This window comes from Marinobacterium halophilum, from assembly GCF_003014615.1.
Classification (GTDB): Bacteria; Pseudomonadota; Gammaproteobacteria; order Pseudomonadales; family Balneatricaceae; genus Marinobacterium; species Marinobacterium halophilum.
The window spans coordinates 1-19011 of sequence record NZ_PYGI01000021.1 but is presented as its reverse complement, the minus strand read 5'-3'; the positions used below and the strand labels follow the sequence as shown (position 1 = coordinate 19011).

The window sequence follows — 19011 nt, the reverse complement described above, 5'->3', positions numbered from 1 at the left end:
TCTTGGATGTGGATTCAAACCGTAACGGCATTGCACATGGGCTGCTTTATAATTTTCAGCAGCACCGCTTCCTTCAACGGAGGGGCGAAGATAAAGCCTTGAATAACGTCACATTTCATATCTTTGAGCAATTTAAGCTGCGCATAATGCTCGACCCCTTCGGCCACTGTCGAGAAGCCAAAAAGACCCGCCATTCCGATGACTGTTTCCGTTAGCTTCTGATCTGCAACGTTGGTGTCCAACTCCCGGATGAACGCACGATCGATTTTCAAGACTGATACAGGCAGCTTTTTCAGGTACGCAAGCGACGAATAACCCGTGCCAAAATCATCAATTGCCACCCTGAAACCCGCTTGACTGAGTGCCTGAAGCTGGCGCAGAGCCAGCTCCATATCCTGCATCAGGCCCGACTCGGTGACTTCAATCTCAAGGCAATGAGGCGGTAAACCTGCTGCTGACACACACTGCATGAGCCGCTGCGCAAAATCAGGCTGGGCAAGTTGTAAAGGTGCCACATTCACCGCCACCGAAAAAGCATCATCGACATCACCCCTGCACCGCCAACGTACCAGTGCCGCAACCGCTTCTTGTATAACCCAGGCCCCCACACCCAATATCTCACCGCTCGCCTCGGCCAAGGGGATAAACTCGGCCGGTGATACATGACCATATACAGGGCTGTCCCACCGCAGCAAGGCTTCGACACCGCATACCTGGTTGGACTCAAGATCAACTTTGGGCTGATAGGCCAGGTACAGCTCATGTTGTTGCACCGCTGTGCGCAGCCCGTTACGCAAACCTGTCCGCCTTTGCAGCAAATGCTCCAGCTGATCGTTATAGCCTTGCCAGCATCCGACATTTTGCGGCAAGGCCAGTGCAGCCATGCGCACTAACTGGTCCGTTTTCCGGCCCGGTAAACTGGCACTAACGCCTATACGCACCCCCAGGTGCAGCTGCATTTGCTCAATTTCAAAAGCGTACTCAAAACAGCCGAGTACCCCCTGCACCAAAGGACCAACGGCTTCGTTAGTCAGTGCACACGGGGACTGGACAACCCATTCCGTACTATTCCAGACGCCTAAAGTAGAAGCCGATGCATCAAGCTGGGCTCGCAACCGTTGTGCCAGGCTGAACGCGACCTGGTCGGCAACCGTAAAGCCGTGCAGGCGTGCGATCTCATCGATCCCTTCAATCGCCAAAAACATGACAATCGTGTCGCACTTGGTATCCAACTGCTGCTGGATAACATTCAGCAAGGCACGCCGGTTAGGCAGTCCGGTCAGCGGTTCCTGCAGGGCTCTACGCGCCAGCTCTTGTGTACGCTCCTGTACCAGACTCTCCAGCAGTTCAGCACGCTCCAGGCGCTCATTCATCAATCGCTGTAACTGCAGGGTATTATTGATGCGCTGCAGCACCTCAAGATGATCAAACGGTTTGGTCAGGAAGTCACGCGCACCCAATTCCAGAGCACGGTATCGAGTGGCCGTATCAATCTGGGCAGTCAAAATGATCACGGCAGGTGCCTGGTCACCGAGTGCACTTAGCTGCTGCATAACATCAAAGCCGCTCAAGTACGGCATTCGAACATCCAACAGAATCAAGGCCGGGCACTGCTTTGCCACCCGCGACTCAACTTCTCGCGGATCACAGGTACCCTCAATATGGCGATATCCTTCATCCTCCAAGAGCGCGATAAGCAACTCCACATTCGCTGCATTATCATCCACCACCAGAATATGAGCATCAACATGCAGGGGGGGCATCGTAACCACGGTGGAGCTCCTTACGACAGGATCTGTTTAACGTGCTGCATCAGTGCCAGCAGATCAACGGGTTTAGTAAGATAATCGATGAAACCCGCATCACGGGCACGGCGAATGTTATGCGACGAAGCGGAAGCCGATATGGCAAGCACAGGTAGTTTAGAGGTCAGCGGATTGCGGCGAAGAATTTTCTGCGCATCAAAGCCACTCATCCCTGGCAGATCGATGTCCATCAAAATCAGATCCGGAGATTCAGAGAACACCAACTCGATACCCTGCTCTGCATCATGAGCACAGATCAATTCAATATCCGCCTGATCATCAAACAATTCCTTTATCAAACGCTGGTTGGCCGGATTATCTTCAATGTACAAAATACGGTGACTTACGGCTGGTGGTGGCAGGTCAGCCTGAATTTTGACCGCTTCAGTTTCGGTTGGCTGGTCAAATTGGCCGTTATACAACGGTAATTCAAACCAGAAATCACTGCCTTCACCCTCACGGCTGACAACCCCCATTTCACCCTGCATCAAGCCGATAAGCTGGCGAGTCAACACTAAGCCAACCCCTGTACCCTCGATACTGCCCGATTCTGCTCCCAGCCGATTAAAGGGCTGAAACAATTCCGCCAGGCGAGACTCCGGAATACCCCGACCGGTATCGGACACGGTAATACGGTACAGGTCTCCAATCACTTCACACTGCAGTGTTACCGTACCGCTTTCACGGTTGTACTTGACCGCATTGCTCAGCAGATTAATTAACACCTGCTTGGTACGCGTATAATCGCCCAGGACATGAACCCCACAGCGTTCGGGCGCGGGGAAATGCAATTTCAACCCCTGCTCTGCAGCCAAGGGCTGAATGATTTCAATGGCGTCCTGAATCACGTCCTGCGCGTTGACCGGTTCCATGGAAACCTGCATATTGCCAGACTCGATACGCGCCAGATCCAACACTTCATTGATCAATTCAAGCAGGTGCCGCCCACTGCGAATGATCTGCCCTGCCTGCCGTTTTTGACGTTCGGGCAAAGGGGTACGACTGTTCTCCAGAAGCTGAGCAAAGCCAAGAATCGAGTTCAATGGCGTACGTAATTCATGACTCATGGACGACAGAAAATCGGTTTTGGCCTGACTTGCGGTCTCAGCCTGCTCCTTTGCAATACGCAGCTCTTCTGTAAAACGATCTTGTTCATTCAACTGGCGATACAGGTTGATTAACAGCGCACAAGTCGATGTAAATGGCTTGAGCCACTCCACGAGCGACTCATCATAATCCTGAGGCGCATTGGCAATGGCATACATACCGATGAGCCGGCCACGATCGACAATCGGCACGCCAAGGTAGCGCGTCAAAGCCGGATGACCCGGCGGTAAGTGTCCGCCTCGCGGGTCATTCTGCATGTCGTTGCTCAAGACGATTTCACCACCTGCAAACACCCGTCCCAGCATGGTCGAAGGGCTGCTCAGCATCATATTGCCACTGACAAGCTGTTCCATTAAATGCCGCGACTTGTCACTCCATGACAGATCCGTAATCGCATGTACCTTTAAAGCTGGCGTGTCATTCTGCTGAACCACCTCACCGATCAGCGCATATTCACTGTGAGTGAGTTCCTTCAGAGCCTCCTTGAGAAAACGCCACAGGGTGTTGCCGGATACCAGCGCCCGATAATCCGTCAGCCCGTGGTGCAGCACTTCAAGCAGTGCTCGTTCTTTTTGCTCCCGCTCGCGTGCAGCATGAACGTCCCGCAAGTCTGAAATAATGCCGATGAACTGTCGGCTGTCATGATCATCACTCTTCGCACCAAGATGCACCTCACTGACCGCAAGGTGCACCGGGATTGAATGCCCATCACCGTGCTGAGCTTCAACCTCTCTGCCCTTGCCGATGACCTTTGCTTCCCCGGATCGCTGATAGGCACCCAGATAGCCATCATGAGCCACCGCATATGCCATGGGCATCAGCATTTTTACGTTCTGACCCAGCAATTCCTGCTCGTCGTAACCCAGCATATCGCATACAAACCGGTTGACCTCCAGCATGCGACCACGGCCATTAATACGCACTACCCCTGCTGCAGCGCCCTGAATGATCGCCTCATACTGCGCATTGACCGTTGATGTTTGGTCAATTTCGACACCGAGCCGATGCGCTTGCCGATGGAGCAGAATCAGCTGTTCCACCTGAAGTGCCAGCAGCTGCAGGCGTTCCAGCTCAGCCGCCGACAGGTCACGTGCTCGGGTATCAATCAGACAGAGTGTACCCAGAATAAAACCGTCAGAGAGGATAGGAACACCGGCATAAAAGCGGATATAGGGCTCACCGGCTACCAGTGGATTGGCAGCAAAGCGAGGGTCTTGAGTCGCATCGCTCACAACCAGTGGCGCTGCATTGAAAACAACATGGCTGCAGAAAGAGATATCGCGGGCAGTTTGAACCGAACACAGGCCCTGCGCAGACTTGAACCACTGACGCTCCCGATCAACCAGTGACACCAAAGCAATCGGCACACCGAACAACTCGGCAACGAGCCGGGTCATATTATCAAAGGCGTCTTCGCGGGGAGTATCAAGTATGTTGAGCGCATGCAAATGCGCAACACGCTGATCATCATTAGTCGGTCGATCATTGACTGCCATGAGTGCTCCTTCATATGGCAGAAATAGACCTCAGGAAGGTCAATACCATGGCGGTTTTATGGGGTAGTGTGCGTGAGCCGGTATACTGGCAACGTGAGCGGCCAAACGAAACACTTGTACGCATCATAGCAAATTAGGCTGGGCAGATAACACGCCGGTGACGTGCATGACTGACGTGTGTCGGGTCGCGCCCTTTGCAATATGTATCGCGGCAAAAAAGTGGAGGCCGGAGCCCCCACAAAAGCCACTTACAAGTAACGGAATTCACATACTGGCAGAGAGAAGGCAGCCCCCATCCAGCTTGCTCGTGCTGGATCAGCGCCGCTTTTAAGAAGGGTTACAGCAGGTTGGTACGATATTCGGCAATCAGGCGGATATCGTTGATACGCGGGACCACCGCCTCATCACCGTCGGCCTGCGCCACACGCAAGCGCAGGCTCAGCCCCTTTGCAGCCCCGTCCTGCAGCGTGTATTTGGCATCGATGTTGGTTTCACGGCGCTGGCCATCATCACCGCCGGTGTAGTCGATATCCCAGGATTCGGTGTGCCGTGCCATCAGATGCAGACCTGGCAGAGCCGGCACATCATAATCGACGCGCAGTTGTAAAGACTGCTCATCACGGGCATTGAAGTCCAGCAGTTGCACGGCCCCCCAGGTAAAGAACTGGGTATTATCGCCACCGCCCCACTGCTGGCGATAATCGTCACGGCCGCCGATGGTCTGGTAAGCCAGGGTGTAGGCCCAGCTGCCCTTGGACAGGCGACCGGTCAGCCCGGTCAGGTTGCTGTCATAGTTTTCATCTGCAAACAGGGAACCATCAGCCTCACCCCGCATGTGGGTCAGGTCCAGCAGCAGGTCATGATCACCCAGACGGGTCGGGTAACTCAGGTTCAGGTACAGCTGCTTCTGGTAATCATCTGCCACGGCGTACTGCAGGTGAGTGCTCAGACCGTTGTCGAATTTATAGGTCGTACCCAGCGATTTGATGTCATAGGTTTCCCCGCTGGCACTGCGGTATTGCTCGAATTTCTCGCTGTTGTTCATCGACGCACGATCAGAATAGAGCGCATAGACCTCGCCGTTGCCGAGCGTGGCAGAGCCATAGATAGCCTGGGTGCTCGGCGCGGATAGACGCGAGGTCAAATCGTTCAACAGCGGGGTCATCAGAATCATGCGGCCCACTTTCACATTGACGTTATCAACAGGACGCAGCTTCAGATAAGCCTGCTCCAAAGTGGTGTAGCCTTCACCCTCGGGGGTCAGTACATCGGAAGAATTTTCGGTCTTGTCGCCTTCCAGCTTGGCCACATGCACCGCCGACACATCAACGCCGATCATGTCATGCCAGTACGGCGAGAGGAGTTCAACACGAAATGCCTGGCCCGCAGCGATCGTGTCCGGAATATTTTGATCAAAATCGCGGTTCATGTAGAAGGTGCGGAAATCGAGATTCACCTGCATGTCGTCATCTGCCGCCATCGCGGGTACTGCCGACATCATGCCGAGTGCTGCCATTATCAGTGGAGGCTTGGTCAGGTACGGGTGACGGACAAGGGCCGACACTACAGCAGATATGGCGAATCGCCCGTGTTCAGGGGGTAGGGAATTGTGCTTCATGCGCACCTCAATACTTTTTATTGTTATATCCACCGCAGATATTCAGGCTGCAGTGAAAGCGAGAGTGCAGAAAAGTCTACCGTGAGCGTTACGAAAGGTGCTTTTGTTTAACATGAAAAATCGGCAAATTGCGCAAGATTATTTCTTTAATCTATCATCAAAGAAATAATCTTCAGAATTGGCCGTTCCATAGCCTGTTGTCACAGGGAGCGCGACAGCCTTCGCGTTCAAGCAGAGGAAAGGTGTCTTATAAGAACGACACAGTTATTGTTTTATTGATCTGGCGCAAAGGATAATTTGGCATGTCACACGCATCATTGCTAAGATGTTTAAAGGTTTTCGGCGTCAAGCCGCTATAACCGCTTTCCAGCGAAGAATCTCTCTCGAAAAGGCAACGACCCATTTCCGGTCGGCGCAAAGCTCAGGGCCTACGGAAAAGGCTGCCGGGTTACCGAAAGAGAGGTTCGCCTTCGGGCATGACAGCCCATAGAGCTGACTGCCACACCCTCCGGCATTAACCCCGCTCAAGCACCCTGATCTTTCGAATCAAGCGCCTGATTCAAGGCCTTTTCAATCGCACCACTCGGTTTGGTGAACGGCGCCAGCAGGTTGTACAGTACCGGAATAATGAACAGCGTCAGTACCGACGCAAACAACAGCCCGCCGATAATAACCACACCGATCGACATCCGGCTTTCCGCACCGGCACCACTTGCCAGTACCAACGGCACCGCACCAAACAGTGTCGAGATAGTGGTCATCAATACCGGACGGAAACGCAGTACTGCGCCCTGCAGAATCGCCTCCCCCACCGCCAATCCCTGATCACGCAACTGGTTGGCAAACTCCACGATCAGAATCCCGTTCTTGGCCATCAATCCCAGCAGCATGATGATGCCGATCTGGCTGTAGATGTTGAGACTGATACCGGTAAGCCAGAGTGCAACGAGTGCGCCGGTCACCGCCAGTGGCACGGTCAGCATGATGATCAGCGGATGAATCCAGCTTTCGAACTGCGCCGCCAGCACCAGAAACACGATTACGAACGCCAGCGCAAAGGTCAGATAGATCGCATTGGATGAGTCCTGAAACTCGCGACTCTCCCCCTGATAACTGACCCGCGCTTCCGCCGGCAGGTAGTCCTGTGCCAGCCCGTTGAGATATTCCAGTGCCGAACCCAGGTCATAGCCCGGTGCCAACGAGCCACTGATCACCACCGCCGGCAAGCGGTCAATCCGCTTCAGGTCCGGGTTCGCACCGACCTCGCTCACCTCCACCAGTGCTTGCAGCGGAATCAAATCGCCACCGGCACGGGGACGCAGATAAATCTCCCCCAGATCGGACGGGCTGGCACGGCTGCGGTCAGCGGCCTGCACGATGACATCATATTCACGACCACGGTCCAGATACGTGGTTACTTGCCGCGAAGCCAACACCGTCTGCAGGGTCAGGCCTACGTCTTCCACGGTCACATCCAGATCGGCCGCACGCTGGCGATCAATATCCACCCGTAACTCCGGCCGCGTCAGCTCGAAGTCGGTTTCCAGATTGCGCAGGTTCGGATTTTCCTTGGCTCGCTGCAGAATCGCTTCGCTCCAGCGTTGCACGCTGGCATAGTCGGGGCCACCGATAACAAACGAGATCGGCTGGCGGAAACCGCTCTGTCCCAGCCCCGGCGGGTTAACGGGAATGGAGCGCACCCCAGGCACTTCCGCAAGTTTGGGGAACAGCTCCGCGGCGATGGTTTGCTGCTTAACATTCCGCTGATCCCAATGGCTCAAACCGAAAATGATGAACGCGTTATCCGCCTCACCGCGAAAGCCGACGATGCCGAGCAGCCGTTCGGCCACACCGGATTCCACATAGGGCAGCAGCCGGTCTTCAATCTGGCGCACATGGTGTTCGGTGTAATCAGCAGTCGAGCCCCGCGGTGCCTTGGTTGGCATGATGATCACGCCACGGTCTTCGGTCGGTGCCAATTCCTGCGGCAAACGCGGAAAGATCGCCAGCGCCAGCAGCAACCCGGCAACACCCAATCCCAAGACCAGTCCCGGCTGACGCAGTGAAACCTCCAGTCCGCGCTGGTAACCATGGGTCATGCCGTTCAATACCCGCTCGGTCCACAGCCACAGGCGATGCCCTTCCGTGGTGTCGGGACTGTGACGCAGCCACTTGGACCCCAGCATCGGTGCCAGTGTCAGTGCCACCAGGCTGGACACCACCACGGCCGTTGCCAAGGTAAAACCGAATTCGCCAAACAACCGGCCCACGTTGCCGCCCATGAACGAGATCGGCACGAACACTGCCACCAGCGTCAGTGTGGTTGCGATGATGGCGAAAGCGACCTGACGGGCACCGAGGAAGGCCGCCACCAGCGGAGTTTCACCCTCATCGATACGACGCTGGATGTTTTCCAGCATGACAATCGCATCATCCACCACCAGCCCGATCGCCAGAATAATCGCCAGCAGGGTCAGCACGTTGATCGAAAAACCGAAAAAGCCCAAACCGATAAAAGCACCGACTACGGCGACCGGAATCGTCACCGCCGGGATCAGCGTTGCTCTCCAGGAGCGCAGGAACAGGAAGATCACCAGAATCACCAACACCACGGCAATGGCCAAGGTGACCAATACCTCTTCAATCGAGGCACGAATAAAGACCGACTGGTCATAACTGCGCGCGATTTCCACTTCCGCCGGCAGCGTCTCACGGATCTGCTCAATTTCAGCCAGAACCCGGTCAGACACCGCAACGGTGTTGGCCTTGGACTGACGGATAATGCCCAGCCCTATTGCCGTTTTGCCATTGGCCCGCAACCGGCTGACATCGGATTCCACCCCCAACCTGACCTCGGCCACGTCCCCAAGGCGCAGCTGAACATCGCCATCACGACGAATCACCAGCTGGCGAAAGGCATCCACGGTATTCAGACGGCCTTCGGTCCGTACGGTAAAATCACGGCTGACCGACTCGATCGAGCCGCTGGGCAGTTCAATATTATTGGTGCGCAGCGCACGCTCCACTTCGGCAACCGTAAGATCACGTGCGGCCAGGCGCTCGGGGTCAAGCCAGACCCGCATGGCATAGCGGCGCTGGCCACCGATATAAACATCGGCCACCCCGTCCACCACTGATAGCCGGTCCGACAACACCCGTTCGGCAAAATCACTGAGCTGCGCCGCATCCCACACCTTGGACTGCAACGTTACCCACATCATTGGCCGGGCATCGGAGTTGGCCTTGCGCACCACCGGCGGGTCGGCCTCTTCCGGCAGGCGATTAACAATACGCGACACTGCATCACGCACATCGTTGGCGGCGATGTCCACATCTCGAGTAGTGCTGAATTCGATGGTGGTACGCGATTCGCCCTGCTCGGTGCTCGACTCGATGGAACGAATGCCCTCGATACCGCTGATCGCATCTTCAATCACCTGAGTGATCTGGGTATCCACCACCTCAGCGGCAGCGCCGGTGTAATCGGTGGCGATCGACACGACTGGCGGGTCGATATCCGGGTACTCACGAATCGGCAGATCGAGCAACGCGGCCAAACCAAAGACCAGAATCAGCAGGCTGATCACCGTGGCCAGTACTGGCCGTTTGATCGACAGGTCAGAGAGCATCATGGTGCAGACTCCTCCGCCTGCAACCGATTCGGCGGGATGGCATTTTCAAGTCCCGGTAATATCTGAATGCGATCACCGCTGGACAGACGGTCCTGCGCGGTGACGATGACCTGGTCTTCCGCCGCCAACCCACTGGCCACTTCAACGAACCCCGGCTCGCGCGCGCCCAGTTGCACCGTACGCCGCTCGGCCTGTTCGCCCTGCACGACAAACAGATACTGCTCGTCAGCGCGCAGCAGCACCGCCTGCTCGGGAATCACCAGTGCTTCACGGGCTCGCAAGGTCAGCTGCACCGACATGAACTGTCCCGAACGCAGCAACTGCTCATCGTTATCGATCAAGGCACGCACCCGCAGGCTGCGGCTGAGCGGGTCGATGCGGGTATCCAGCTCGGCCAACACGCCGTTAAAGACCCGATCAGGCCACGCTGAACTCTCGGCCTGCAACGCCAAGCCCTCGCGTAACTGGCCAAGATAACGTTCCGGTACCGAAAAACGCAGTTCCATCGGATCGATCGCATCCAGCGTCGTCAGCGGGTCACCACTCTCGACATAGGCTCCGGGGCTCAAGTCTCTCAGCCCGACAACGCCGGCAAACGGAGCCTCAATACGATGATTACTCACCCGAACTGCGGCAGCATTGCGCTCGGCCGCCGCGACATCCACCGCTGTCCGCAACTCATCCACACGGGACTGAGACACGCTATTACTGCTGCGCAACTGCTGTGCACGGCGCAGCTGGCGGCGCGCATCTTCCAGACGCGCCTCGACCACCTGCAGATCAGCCCGTGCCTGGCGATCATCCAGCTGCACCAGCAATGCACCGGCCGCCACCGCCTGGCCGGTCCGATAATTCAGCGCCACGACGCGGCCATTGACCTCACTGGTAACAGTGATCTCTTCCCGCGCACTCAAAGTGCCCACGGCGCGGATACGATCTTCCACCCGTTGCAGCTGAGGCGTCACCACATGCACATTCTGCACCTGTGGCGGGCGGCCCTGCGCGCTTTCCTGCGGTGCCCAATAATGCCACCCCAAAAGGGCCAGCGTTGCCACAACCACAACACACAATCCCAACACCCACTGTCTCACTTTGCCTCTCCTTGTGTTGCAATATTCCCACGCAGTCGCACAGTATTACGTATCTTCACGCCACCTGTACCAGATCACAACAGTGTTTACCGGTTGTTTCATCGTCTATTCAGCCGAAATTTTGCATAATCCGCCGACCGTCAAGGCCACACGCCATGAACTAACCTGTATCCTGAGCGCTGCGCTATGGAGACGTTATTAATGAACACAACACCCTACCCGAATCTGTTTCGCCTATTCACAATATTACTGCTGGCGGGCCTGACCAGTGCCTGTAGCCACGACCGCTACTTATTTATGGAACGTGCGCAACTCGACACGTTGAGTCAACAGCTGCATCAACAGCAGAGCCGCCTGGAAACCCTGAGCGCCGTTAACCAGCAGCAGTTCGACAGCCTCAGTCGCGCCCAGCATTTCCAACGCAAAGAACTGCGCGATGCGCTCAATGACCAGACCAGCAAACTGGAGCGCCTGTCCCGCCCCCCTGAACGCACACTGCAGAGTACAGCCACAACCGCACGCCTCGACGCACCCGGTCGCTACCAGGGTAAGCTTGTGGTCGGCGAGGTGGAGAAACTGTATCTGGCGGTTCCCGGACTGATCTACGATGCCCGTATCGATAGCGGTGCCACAACCTCGTCACTGCATGCGACCAACATCAAACGCTTTGAGCGCGACGGCGAAAACTGGGTCCGTTTCGACATCAAGCATCCCGTCTCCGGTGAAGCGATTCCTCTAGAACGTGAGATTTCCCGCAATGCGAAGATCGTTCAGGCCAACAGTGACGACCCTGAGCGCCGTGCCGTGGTCGAACTGCCGTTCATGATCGGTGATCACCGCCAGAGTGCCGAGTTTACCCTCAGCGATCGCAGTCATCTCACCTATCCGGTGCTGATCGGGCGCAACGTACTGCGCGACGTGATGCTGATTGATGTCGGCCGCGAGTATGTCACCACGCTGCCCGATACCCTGACCAAGCCCGATACAGGAGACACCCCTTGATCCGTCACTCCAAAGCGCCGTTCTACCTGGCGACCCTGCTGTTGATCGCGGCGGGCCTGCTGCTGGCAACGTTGCGCCACCTGCAGATGGGCGTGCCCTGGCTACCGGGCGAGCAGCAGCCGGTCTGGCTGGTGGAAGCCCGTATCGACTTCCAGGCCTGGGGTGAACCGGTCAGCGTCAACCTGAACATTCCCGAACAGCCACCGGGGTTCTACACCCTGACCGAGCAGGCAGCGTCCCCCGGTTACGGCTTTGCCATTACCGAGCAGCAGGGTGACCGCCGCGCCGAGTGGACCATCCGTGACGCCAGCGGTCCGCAGACCCTGTATTTCAAGACCCGACTGATTCCAAACAGCGAGACCGCCGAACCCCTACTCGATCCGCGTCCGGTCAAGCCGAGCGAAGTATTCCTGGAGGAGCCCGCCGCCACCGCTGCCCGCGCCCTGCTGCAGCAGGCCGAAGCACGTTCCAGCAATGCCGCCAGCCTGACGCGTGAACTGATCGCCCTGCTCAACAGCCAGACCCCCGACCAGAACACCCGCCTCTTGCTCAGCGATGGCGCATTGGCACCCACCCTGCACCGCCTGCTCAACTTCGGTGGCATACCGGCACGCATTGCCGAGGGCCTGCAACTGGAGGATGCCCGCCGTCAGCAGCTGCTGCAACCCTGGATCCAGATCCACGACGGCGAACGCTGGCTGACCTTTAACCCGCGCACCGGCGTTCAGGGCGTACCCGCCGACGTGTTGCTGTGGCGTCAGGCCACCGGCTCGTTGCTTGATGTAACCGGCGGCACCGACTCCATCGTCCGCTTCTCCATGCTGCGCCAGACCGTACCAGCCCTGCAGATCGTGCGCGCCGAAGCCGATGATCGCGCCTTCGGTTCACTCAGCCTGTACCAGCTGCCGGTCGAACAGCAGGGCATGTTCCGCATGCTGTTGCTGCTGCCCTTCGGCGCACTGGTGGTCTGCTTGATGCGCATTCTGGTCGGCATCAAAACCTCCGGCACCTTCATGCCGGTATTGATTGCCGTGGCTTTCGTCCAAACCTCACTGCTGCCCGGTCTTGCCGCCTTCATCAGCGTAGTCACTCTGGGCCTGCTGATGCGCGGTTACCTGTCCAGCCTCAACCTGCTGCTGGTTTCGAGGATCTCGGCCCTGATCATACTGGTCCTGTTCATCACCGCCGGTATCAGCATCGTTGGCTACCAGATGGGCTTCAGCACCGGCATGACCGTCACCTTCTTTCCCATGGTGATTCTGGCCTGGACGATCGAACGCATGTCGATCCTGTGGGAGGAAGAAGGCGCTCATGAAGTCCTGATTCAAGGCTCCGGCAGCCTGATTGTCGCTGTACTCGCCTATCTGGTCATGCGCGCCCCGCTGGCCGAACACATCAGCTTCAACTTCCCGGAACTGCACCTTGTGGTACTGGGCGTGATCCTGCTGCTGGGCCAATACACCGGCTACAAGCTGACCGAGCTGCGTCGTTTTGCACCGATGAAAAGGTATCTATGATGTTCGACTGGATCCGACCGCGTGAACTGACGCAACTGGGTATGCTCAGCATGAACAAGCGCAATATCGACTACATCGCCCGCTATAACGACCGCCAGGCCTATCCGCTGGTCGACAATAAACTGAAGACCAAGCAGGTGGTCGACGAGTACGACGTGCCCAGCCCCAAGCTGCTGCAGGTTGTACGTGAACAGCATGAGATCAGCCACTTCCGCGAGCAAGTGGCCAACCTGAACGGTTTCGCCATCAAACCGGCCAAAGGCTCGGGGGGCAAAGGCATTCTGGTGATTACCGGCCGCGACGGTGACGACTTCGTCAAACCGTCAGGCAGCAAGGTCAGCCTGGCCGAGATTGAACGCCACCTGTCCAATATTCTGGCGGGCCTGTACTCGCTGGGTGGCTCACCCGATGACGCCGTCATTGAAGCACTGGTACGCTCCGAGCCCATGCTGGCCCGCTACTCCTACCAGGGCGTACCCGACATTCGCATTGTCGTATTCAAGGGCTACCCGGTGATGGCGATGCTGCGACTGGCCACCCGTGCCTCCGACGGCAAGGCCAACCTGCACCAGGGCGCGGTAGGCGTAGGCCTGAACCTGGCCAACGGCCACGCACTCAATGCGGTCCAGTTCGACCGCCCGATCGAGCAACACCCCGAGACCGGACTGACCCTGACCGATATCCGCATCGATAACTGGCACTACCTGCTCAACATGGCCAGCCGCTGCTATGAAGCCACCGGGCTGGGATACATGGGCGTGGACCTGGTGGTTGATGCCGAGGAAGGTCCACTACTGCTGGAGTTGAACGCCCGCCCGGGGCTGGCGATCCAGATCGCCAATGGCCAGGGCCTGCTGCCTCGACTGAAAGCCGTTGAAGCGTTGAAACGGCCCCATCTGACCCCGGAGGAGCGAGTCCACTGGGCGATGACTTGTGCCGGTGCCGAAGATATTCCCGAGCCACACCGCTCGATACCGGCGCTGGAACCGGCGCTGCAGGCCTAAAGCAAACGTCCGACCCGCGTCACCAGCAACACCCCCAACAACGACATCGCGCCGGTGGCCAGCCACGTCAGCTGCCAGCCACCGGCCCAGACCGCCAGTGCCCCGATCAGCGGCGGCGTCACAAACTGCCCAAGCGCCGATAGCTGCAGCATCCAGCCCACCGCCGTGGAGACCACCGAACTGTCGGGCGCCAGGCGCACCGCCAATGAAAACAGCACGCCGGGAATCACCCCACTGACCGCGGAAAACACCAACACAGCAGCATAGCGCAGCCAGGGCAGGTCTGCCGTGACCGACGAGAACGCGGTCCAAGTGGTCAAACTCATGACCGCAAAACCGGTATAGAGCAACTGGCGTGGCCCCACCCCCGCCTGCAACAAACGACCCGCCGCTGCATTACCCACAACATTGGAGACTGCCGCCAATGCCGTCAGTATCCCGACAACACCGCCTTCCAGTCCCGCCTGAATATAAATGGACGGCAAAAAGCCGATCACCGACAACCACTGTCCCGAATAGGCGGCAAAGATCAATGCTACCAGCCACGGTCCCGGACGGCTCAGCGTCAGCCGCAACCGGCCCAGCAGTGTCCGCAACCCGGACAGCGGCGAGCCGGTACGCGGATTATCCGCGCGCTGATCCGCCGGTACAGTCCTGACAACCCACGCCAGCATGCCCAGCGTCACCGCCGCAATAAGCCACCACCAGCCCTGCCAGCCAAACGCCTGCATCAACCAGGGCCCCGCCAGCAAACCGGTACCGGTGCCAAAACCCATATAGCAGCCCCACCAGCCCAGACGCAGGCTCAACTTATCAGGTGCCACCAATTGCCGGATCAGCCCGGGACCTGACAAGGTCACCAGCAGAAAGCCAAAACCTTCACCGGCACGCAACAGCAATAGTTCTGTCGCCGAGTTCGCAAAACCGCCCAGCACACTGCTCAACGTCAGAATACCCAGGCCGGTAAGGATACTGCGGCGTAACCCCGCACTGTCGGCCAATACCCCGATCAACGCACCGCCCAGCATTCCCGCCAGCTGTACCAGCGACAGCAAAAAGCCGGCCTGTACCAGGCTTACATCCAGTTCCGCCTGCAATACCGGTATCGCCGGCGGTAACTTGCCGATATGTAGCGCCGCCGTAATACCGGCCAGCATCACCACTACTTCAGGCGCCAGCCCCCGGCGGCTAGAGGTTACTACATTCACATCGGCACTCCCTGTCGGCAAAAGAACGCATTGTACGCCCGCCCGCACACTGAACCAAAGCGGTTGTGCTGCGTAAAACAATCAGACAACAAGGAGTCCTGTCATGAAACGCCTACTCTGTACCCTGTGCGGTCTGTTCCTGAGCCATCAGGTGATCGCAACCGAGCCCGATACCGCCGCCCTGCTCGACCATAAATTGAAACGGTTGCACGCCAACGACATCGTCGACCTGAGCGCCAATTACACCGGCCACCCCATGCTGGTGATCAACACCGCCAGTTTCTGTGGTTTCACCGGACAGTTCGAAGGCCTGGAAGCCCTGCATCAGCAGTACAAGGACAAGGGACTGAAAGTGGTCGGCTTTCCGTCCAACGACTTCCGCCAGGAAGCCAAGGACGAAGCCAAGGCCGCAGAGGTCTGCTTTATCAATTACGGTGTCAGCTTCGACATGTTCAGCCCCATCCATGTTCGTGGCAGCGAGGCGCACCCCATTTTCCGCGAAATTGCTCGCCAGAGCGGAAAACCTCCGCGTTGGAACTTCTACAAGTATGTGATTGACCGTGAAGGACGGGTAACAGCAGCTTTCTCCAGCATGACCTCACCAGATGACAAAAAACTGCAGCAGGCGATAGAAGCGGTGCTATGACAAGCGGCTCAAAAGCCTTATTTCAGACAATAAAAAACGGGCCACAAGGGCCCGTTTTTTCATCGGCAATCTAAATACAAGATTTAGATTGCAGCGATGTTTTCCGCCTGAGGACCCTTCTGGCCCTGAGTAACGGTGAACTCAACCTGCTGGCCTTCAGCCAGGGTTTTGAAGCCTGAACCGGAAATAGCGCTGAAGTGGGCGAAAACGTCCGGGCCGTTCTGCTGTTCGATGAAACCAAAACCTTTAGTTTCGTTGAACCATTTAACGGTGCCAGTAGTTGTATTAGACATAATAGTAATCTCGTTCTTAATAAAATATATGAACCGTGTGGCGTAAATGCCATATCAGCTCGGGTAATGCTTTACAGTAATGCAGGGACTTATGGAATCAGAACGAGGCGCTTACGATTAGGCAGGACGTCGAAATGGGGGCATAAATTCAGGTTTTACTCTCAAGCCGTTGTAGTGTACACCTTATATTCCATGGGTCAAAGGTTTATTAATATAAAGCAGATAATTGTTTTTTCAAGACGGCTTTCCGACAGTAATAATTGAAAAAAATGTATTTAAATCAACACGAAGCCTCACGATTAAATCCAAAACAAATATCCTTTTTCAGACAATAAAAAACGGGCCACAAGGGCCCGTTTTTTACATCAGCAGTCTAAATACGAGATTTAGATTGCAACGATGTTTTCCGCCTGAGGACCCTTCTGGCCCTGAGTAACGGTAAATTCAACCTGCTGGCCTTCAGCCAGGGTTTTGAAGCCTGAACCGGAAATAGCGCTGAAGTGGGCGAAAACGTCCGGGCCGCTCTGCTGTTCGATGAAACCAAAACCTTTAGTTTCGTTGAACCATTTAACGGTGCCAGTAGTTGTATTAGACATAATAGTAATCTCGTTCTTAATAAAATATATGAACCGTGTGGCGTAAATGCCATATCAGCTCGGGTAATGCTTTACAGTAATGCAGGGACTTATGAAATCAGAACGAGGCGCTTACGATTAGGCAGGACGTCGAAATGGGGGCATAAATTCAGGTTTTACTCTCAAGCCACTGCAGTGTACACCCACTGACCCGTACGTCAAAGGTTTATTTGTAAATAAAATGATCAATCGACACACCCTGCATCGGAATAATACCGCCGCAGCGGTCAACGTGGCTTGTATTGCCCCGGTGCACATCCGCGACTAACGCCCGGCGCACGCCGCTGCAGATGCTTGGTTGCCCGCCCGCTTACCCGCCTGCGCCACAAGCGGAAACTGGCAGGCTTGAGCGAACGCTGCATCAACCGAATAACGCCCGCCTCGGGCAAGCCATAGCAGTGTTCAATTGCCTCAAACGGGGTGCGGTCTTCCCAGGCCATTTCGATGATACGGGAGTGATCCTCAGGTAATAGAGTCATGCGGGTTGCCGTCCGGTTGCAGGTGAGTGACTGAGTAGTCAGATACGGATGAGTAACGGGAATTGATCAGTTGGATGGGCAGGTCTTTCACCTGCCCGCGTATCTGTATGTTGCAGCAGAATGCCTAGGAAACACGGGGACGATTCAGGGCGGGGGAAGTGTCGCGCAAGTTAGAACTTGTGCGACACTTAACTGCCTCCTTAGCGACCAAATATAGAGAATCGACCTTAAACAGCCCCCAATCCTACGGGGGGCGGTTGAAGCTAAACACCCCTAAATACCCTGCCCTAAAACCTCGTGGTTACTGGGTTAGGGCTTGAAAAACCTGAACACAGATCGTGGAATACATGCATGATATTGTGAAGATTATAAATATCAGAGAACTTGGAATTTGCTCGGAATAGCGGCTCAATAGTACAGCGTTTTATTCTAGAAATTTCTCTAATCTGTTGCCATCTGTCCACATCTTGACCGGTATTACCTAAAATCATAAGGTTCTGAATCCACTCAATATAGGAAAGAGCCTTAAAATGGGGATGAGTAAACGAGATTTTAGTAATGATTATTCTAAGGGTAACTTAACCTTATTAGAGTATCCTGCCACAGAGTTCAGAGAGCACATCGTAAACAATACCATCTATTCACCTAACAAAAATATCAATGCAGCCGCTCAGATAGCAACCCTAAATATGCTTAGACGAACTGTTCAAGGTATGAAGCATGGGGATACTCGACCAATAAAGCTCTACACAGTTGTTTGCGAGCCGTTATCTGTTGATGGTGCTAATGCTGCTACTCATAAGCAGTATAAATTTGCTAATGCTGTAACCGGTGCTGTTACGGCAACTTTAGCTTTTTTGGTGACGATAAAACTTCCCAAGAGTATCCAATATAGCAATGCTAAAAAGGGGGCGCTACGGTTGCCATTGGCTATTTAATAGGGCCGAAAATCAATAAATATATTATTGACAATATGATAAATCTTAACGCAGAGGACGTAGCTATCATGACGTTTATTGAAGTAAACGGTTGAATAGGTCCTCAGTATAGCTTCGCAGGAACACACTCAACTTTAGATAAATATTAATATGATTTTTATACTGCTTGTAGTATTCGTGCTTGTATATACTTTCGCGGCAAATAAGTTCTTACCTAAGTTGGCAAGGAAAGTTCTAGGGGCTATTCTAGTCATGGCAGGTTTGGGAGCATTATTTATAGCTCCACCTTTTATGTTTGATTATCAGCTTGAAGTTTTTCTAACAACTCTTGCTTTAGGCATAACTACATCAGTTGGAAGATAGCTCATAAAAATGATAAAAAATTGAGCTATAGCTAAGGAAGCTGCGAATAAGTCCGCCGCATGGGATAATGCCTGCCGCACACGATTGAGGACGCAGAGATGGATCAGCAACTTACATTCGCGGACAGCGAGTTCAGCAACAAGCGCCGTCAGACCCGTAAGGAAAAGTTCCTGGGCC

15 protein-coding genes and 1 riboswitch are annotated in these 19011 nt (G+C 55.4%); of the genes, 5 read left to right on the top strand and 10 right to left on the bottom strand.

Translation table 11 applies throughout. The features are described 5' to 3' along the window. Positions 1-14: 14 nt before the first annotated feature. The 5 genes from CLV44_RS14095 to CLV44_RS14075 all read right to left on the bottom strand — a co-directional run bounded on the left by CLV44_RS14095 (position 15) and on the right by CLV44_RS14075 (position 10749). Entirely contained in the window at positions 15-1763 is a 1749-nt protein-coding gene (locus tag CLV44_RS14095) for a putative bifunctional diguanylate cyclase/phosphodiesterase (protein WP_106592767.1), read from the bottom strand. A 20-nt stretch (positions 1764-1783) separates the two neighbouring features. After that, the gene (locus CLV44_RS14090) at positions 1784-4408 is read right to left on the bottom strand and encodes a GAF domain-containing protein (protein WP_106592766.1); all 2625 of its coding nucleotides are present in this window, start codon (positions 4406-4408) and stop codon (positions 1784-1786) included. Between the two features lie 337 nt (positions 4409-4745). Beyond that, positions 4746-6026: an OprD family outer membrane porin gene (locus tag CLV44_RS14085; protein WP_245912701.1), complete on the bottom strand. Its 1281-nt coding sequence runs from the start codon at positions 6024-6026 to the stop codon at positions 4746-4748. Between the two features lie 380 nt (positions 6027-6406). Next, positions 6407-6482, top strand: a riboswitch (cyclic di-GMP riboswitch). A gap of 68 nt (positions 6483-6550) precedes the next feature. Then, a complete protein-coding gene (locus tag CLV44_RS14080; protein ID WP_106592764.1) occupies positions 6551-9658 on the bottom strand; it encodes an efflux RND transporter permease subunit in 3108 nt (1035 codons plus the stop codon). Continuing rightward, positions 9655-10749: an efflux RND transporter periplasmic adaptor subunit gene (locus CLV44_RS14075; protein ID WP_106592763.1), complete on the bottom strand. Its 1095-nt coding sequence runs from the start codon at positions 10747-10749 to the stop codon at positions 9655-9657. The genes CLV44_RS14080 and CLV44_RS14075 overlap by 4 nt, the downstream gene beginning before the upstream one ends. 201 nt (positions 10750-10950) lie before the next feature. Here CLV44_RS14075 and CLV44_RS14070 point away from each other — a divergent pair, with 201 nt between their 5' ends. The 3 genes from CLV44_RS14070 to CLV44_RS14060 are packed head-to-tail and all read left to right on the top strand — an operon-like array spanning position 10951 to position 14272. After that, on the top strand, positions 10951-11751 hold the full coding sequence (locus tag CLV44_RS14070; protein WP_211298150.1) for an ATP-dependent zinc protease family protein: 801 nt from the start codon (positions 10951-10953) through the stop codon (positions 11749-11751). Beyond that, positions 11748-13268, top strand: coding sequence for an inactive transglutaminase family protein (locus CLV44_RS14065; protein ID WP_106592762.1), 1521 nt, complete (start codon positions 11748-11750; stop codon positions 13266-13268). The genes CLV44_RS14070 and CLV44_RS14065 overlap by 4 nt, the downstream gene beginning before the upstream one ends. Beyond that, complete coding sequence (locus CLV44_RS14060; RefSeq protein ID WP_106592761.1) at positions 13268-14272, top strand: alpha-L-glutamate ligase-like protein; 1005 nt, start codon at positions 13268-13270, stop codon at positions 14270-14272. The genes CLV44_RS14065 and CLV44_RS14060 overlap by 1 nt, the downstream gene beginning before the upstream one ends. Here the strand turns inward: CLV44_RS14060 and CLV44_RS14055 are convergent. After that, positions 14269-15480: an MFS transporter gene (locus CLV44_RS14055; RefSeq protein WP_170069357.1), complete on the bottom strand. Its 1212-nt coding sequence runs from the start codon at positions 15478-15480 to the stop codon at positions 14269-14271. The two genes, CLV44_RS14060 and CLV44_RS14055, sit on opposite strands and share 4 nt — an antisense overlap. A gap of 103 nt (positions 15481-15583) precedes the next feature. Between CLV44_RS14055 and CLV44_RS14050 the strand changes: the two genes are divergently transcribed. Next, positions 15584-16126, top strand: coding sequence for a glutathione peroxidase (locus CLV44_RS14050; protein ID WP_106592759.1), 543 nt, complete (start codon positions 15584-15586; stop codon positions 16124-16126). 83 nt (positions 16127-16209) lie between these two features. Here CLV44_RS14050 and CLV44_RS14045 read toward each other — a convergent pair whose 3' ends face one another. From CLV44_RS14045 to CLV44_RS14035, 3 genes are all read right to left on the bottom strand, one after another. Beyond that, the gene (locus CLV44_RS14045) at positions 16210-16419 is read right to left on the bottom strand and encodes a cold-shock protein (RefSeq protein ID WP_106592758.1); all 210 of its coding nucleotides are present in this window, start codon (positions 16417-16419) and stop codon (positions 16210-16212) included. 386 nt (positions 16420-16805) lie between these two features. Then, positions 16806-17015 (bottom strand): cold-shock protein, encoded by a 210-nt coding sequence (locus tag CLV44_RS14040; protein WP_106592757.1) that lies wholly within the window; start codon positions 17013-17015, stop codon positions 16806-16808. 266 nt (positions 17016-17281) lie between these two features. Further along, complete coding sequence (locus tag CLV44_RS14035) at positions 17282-17533, bottom strand: TIGR03643 family protein (protein WP_106592756.1); 252 nt, start codon at positions 17531-17533, stop codon at positions 17282-17284. A gap of 530 nt (positions 17534-18063) precedes the next feature. Between CLV44_RS14035 and CLV44_RS14030 the strand changes: the two genes are divergently transcribed. Then, a complete protein-coding gene (locus CLV44_RS14030; protein WP_106592755.1) occupies positions 18064-18471 on the top strand; it encodes a hypothetical protein in 408 nt (135 codons plus the stop codon). A 302-nt stretch (positions 18472-18773) separates the two neighbouring features. On the opposite strand, the gene CLV44_RS17675 is transcribed toward CLV44_RS14030, so the two are convergent. After that, positions 18774-19011: hypothetical protein (locus CLV44_RS17675; RefSeq protein ID WP_211298149.1), on the bottom strand; the 238-nt coding region annotated here is incomplete at its 5' end.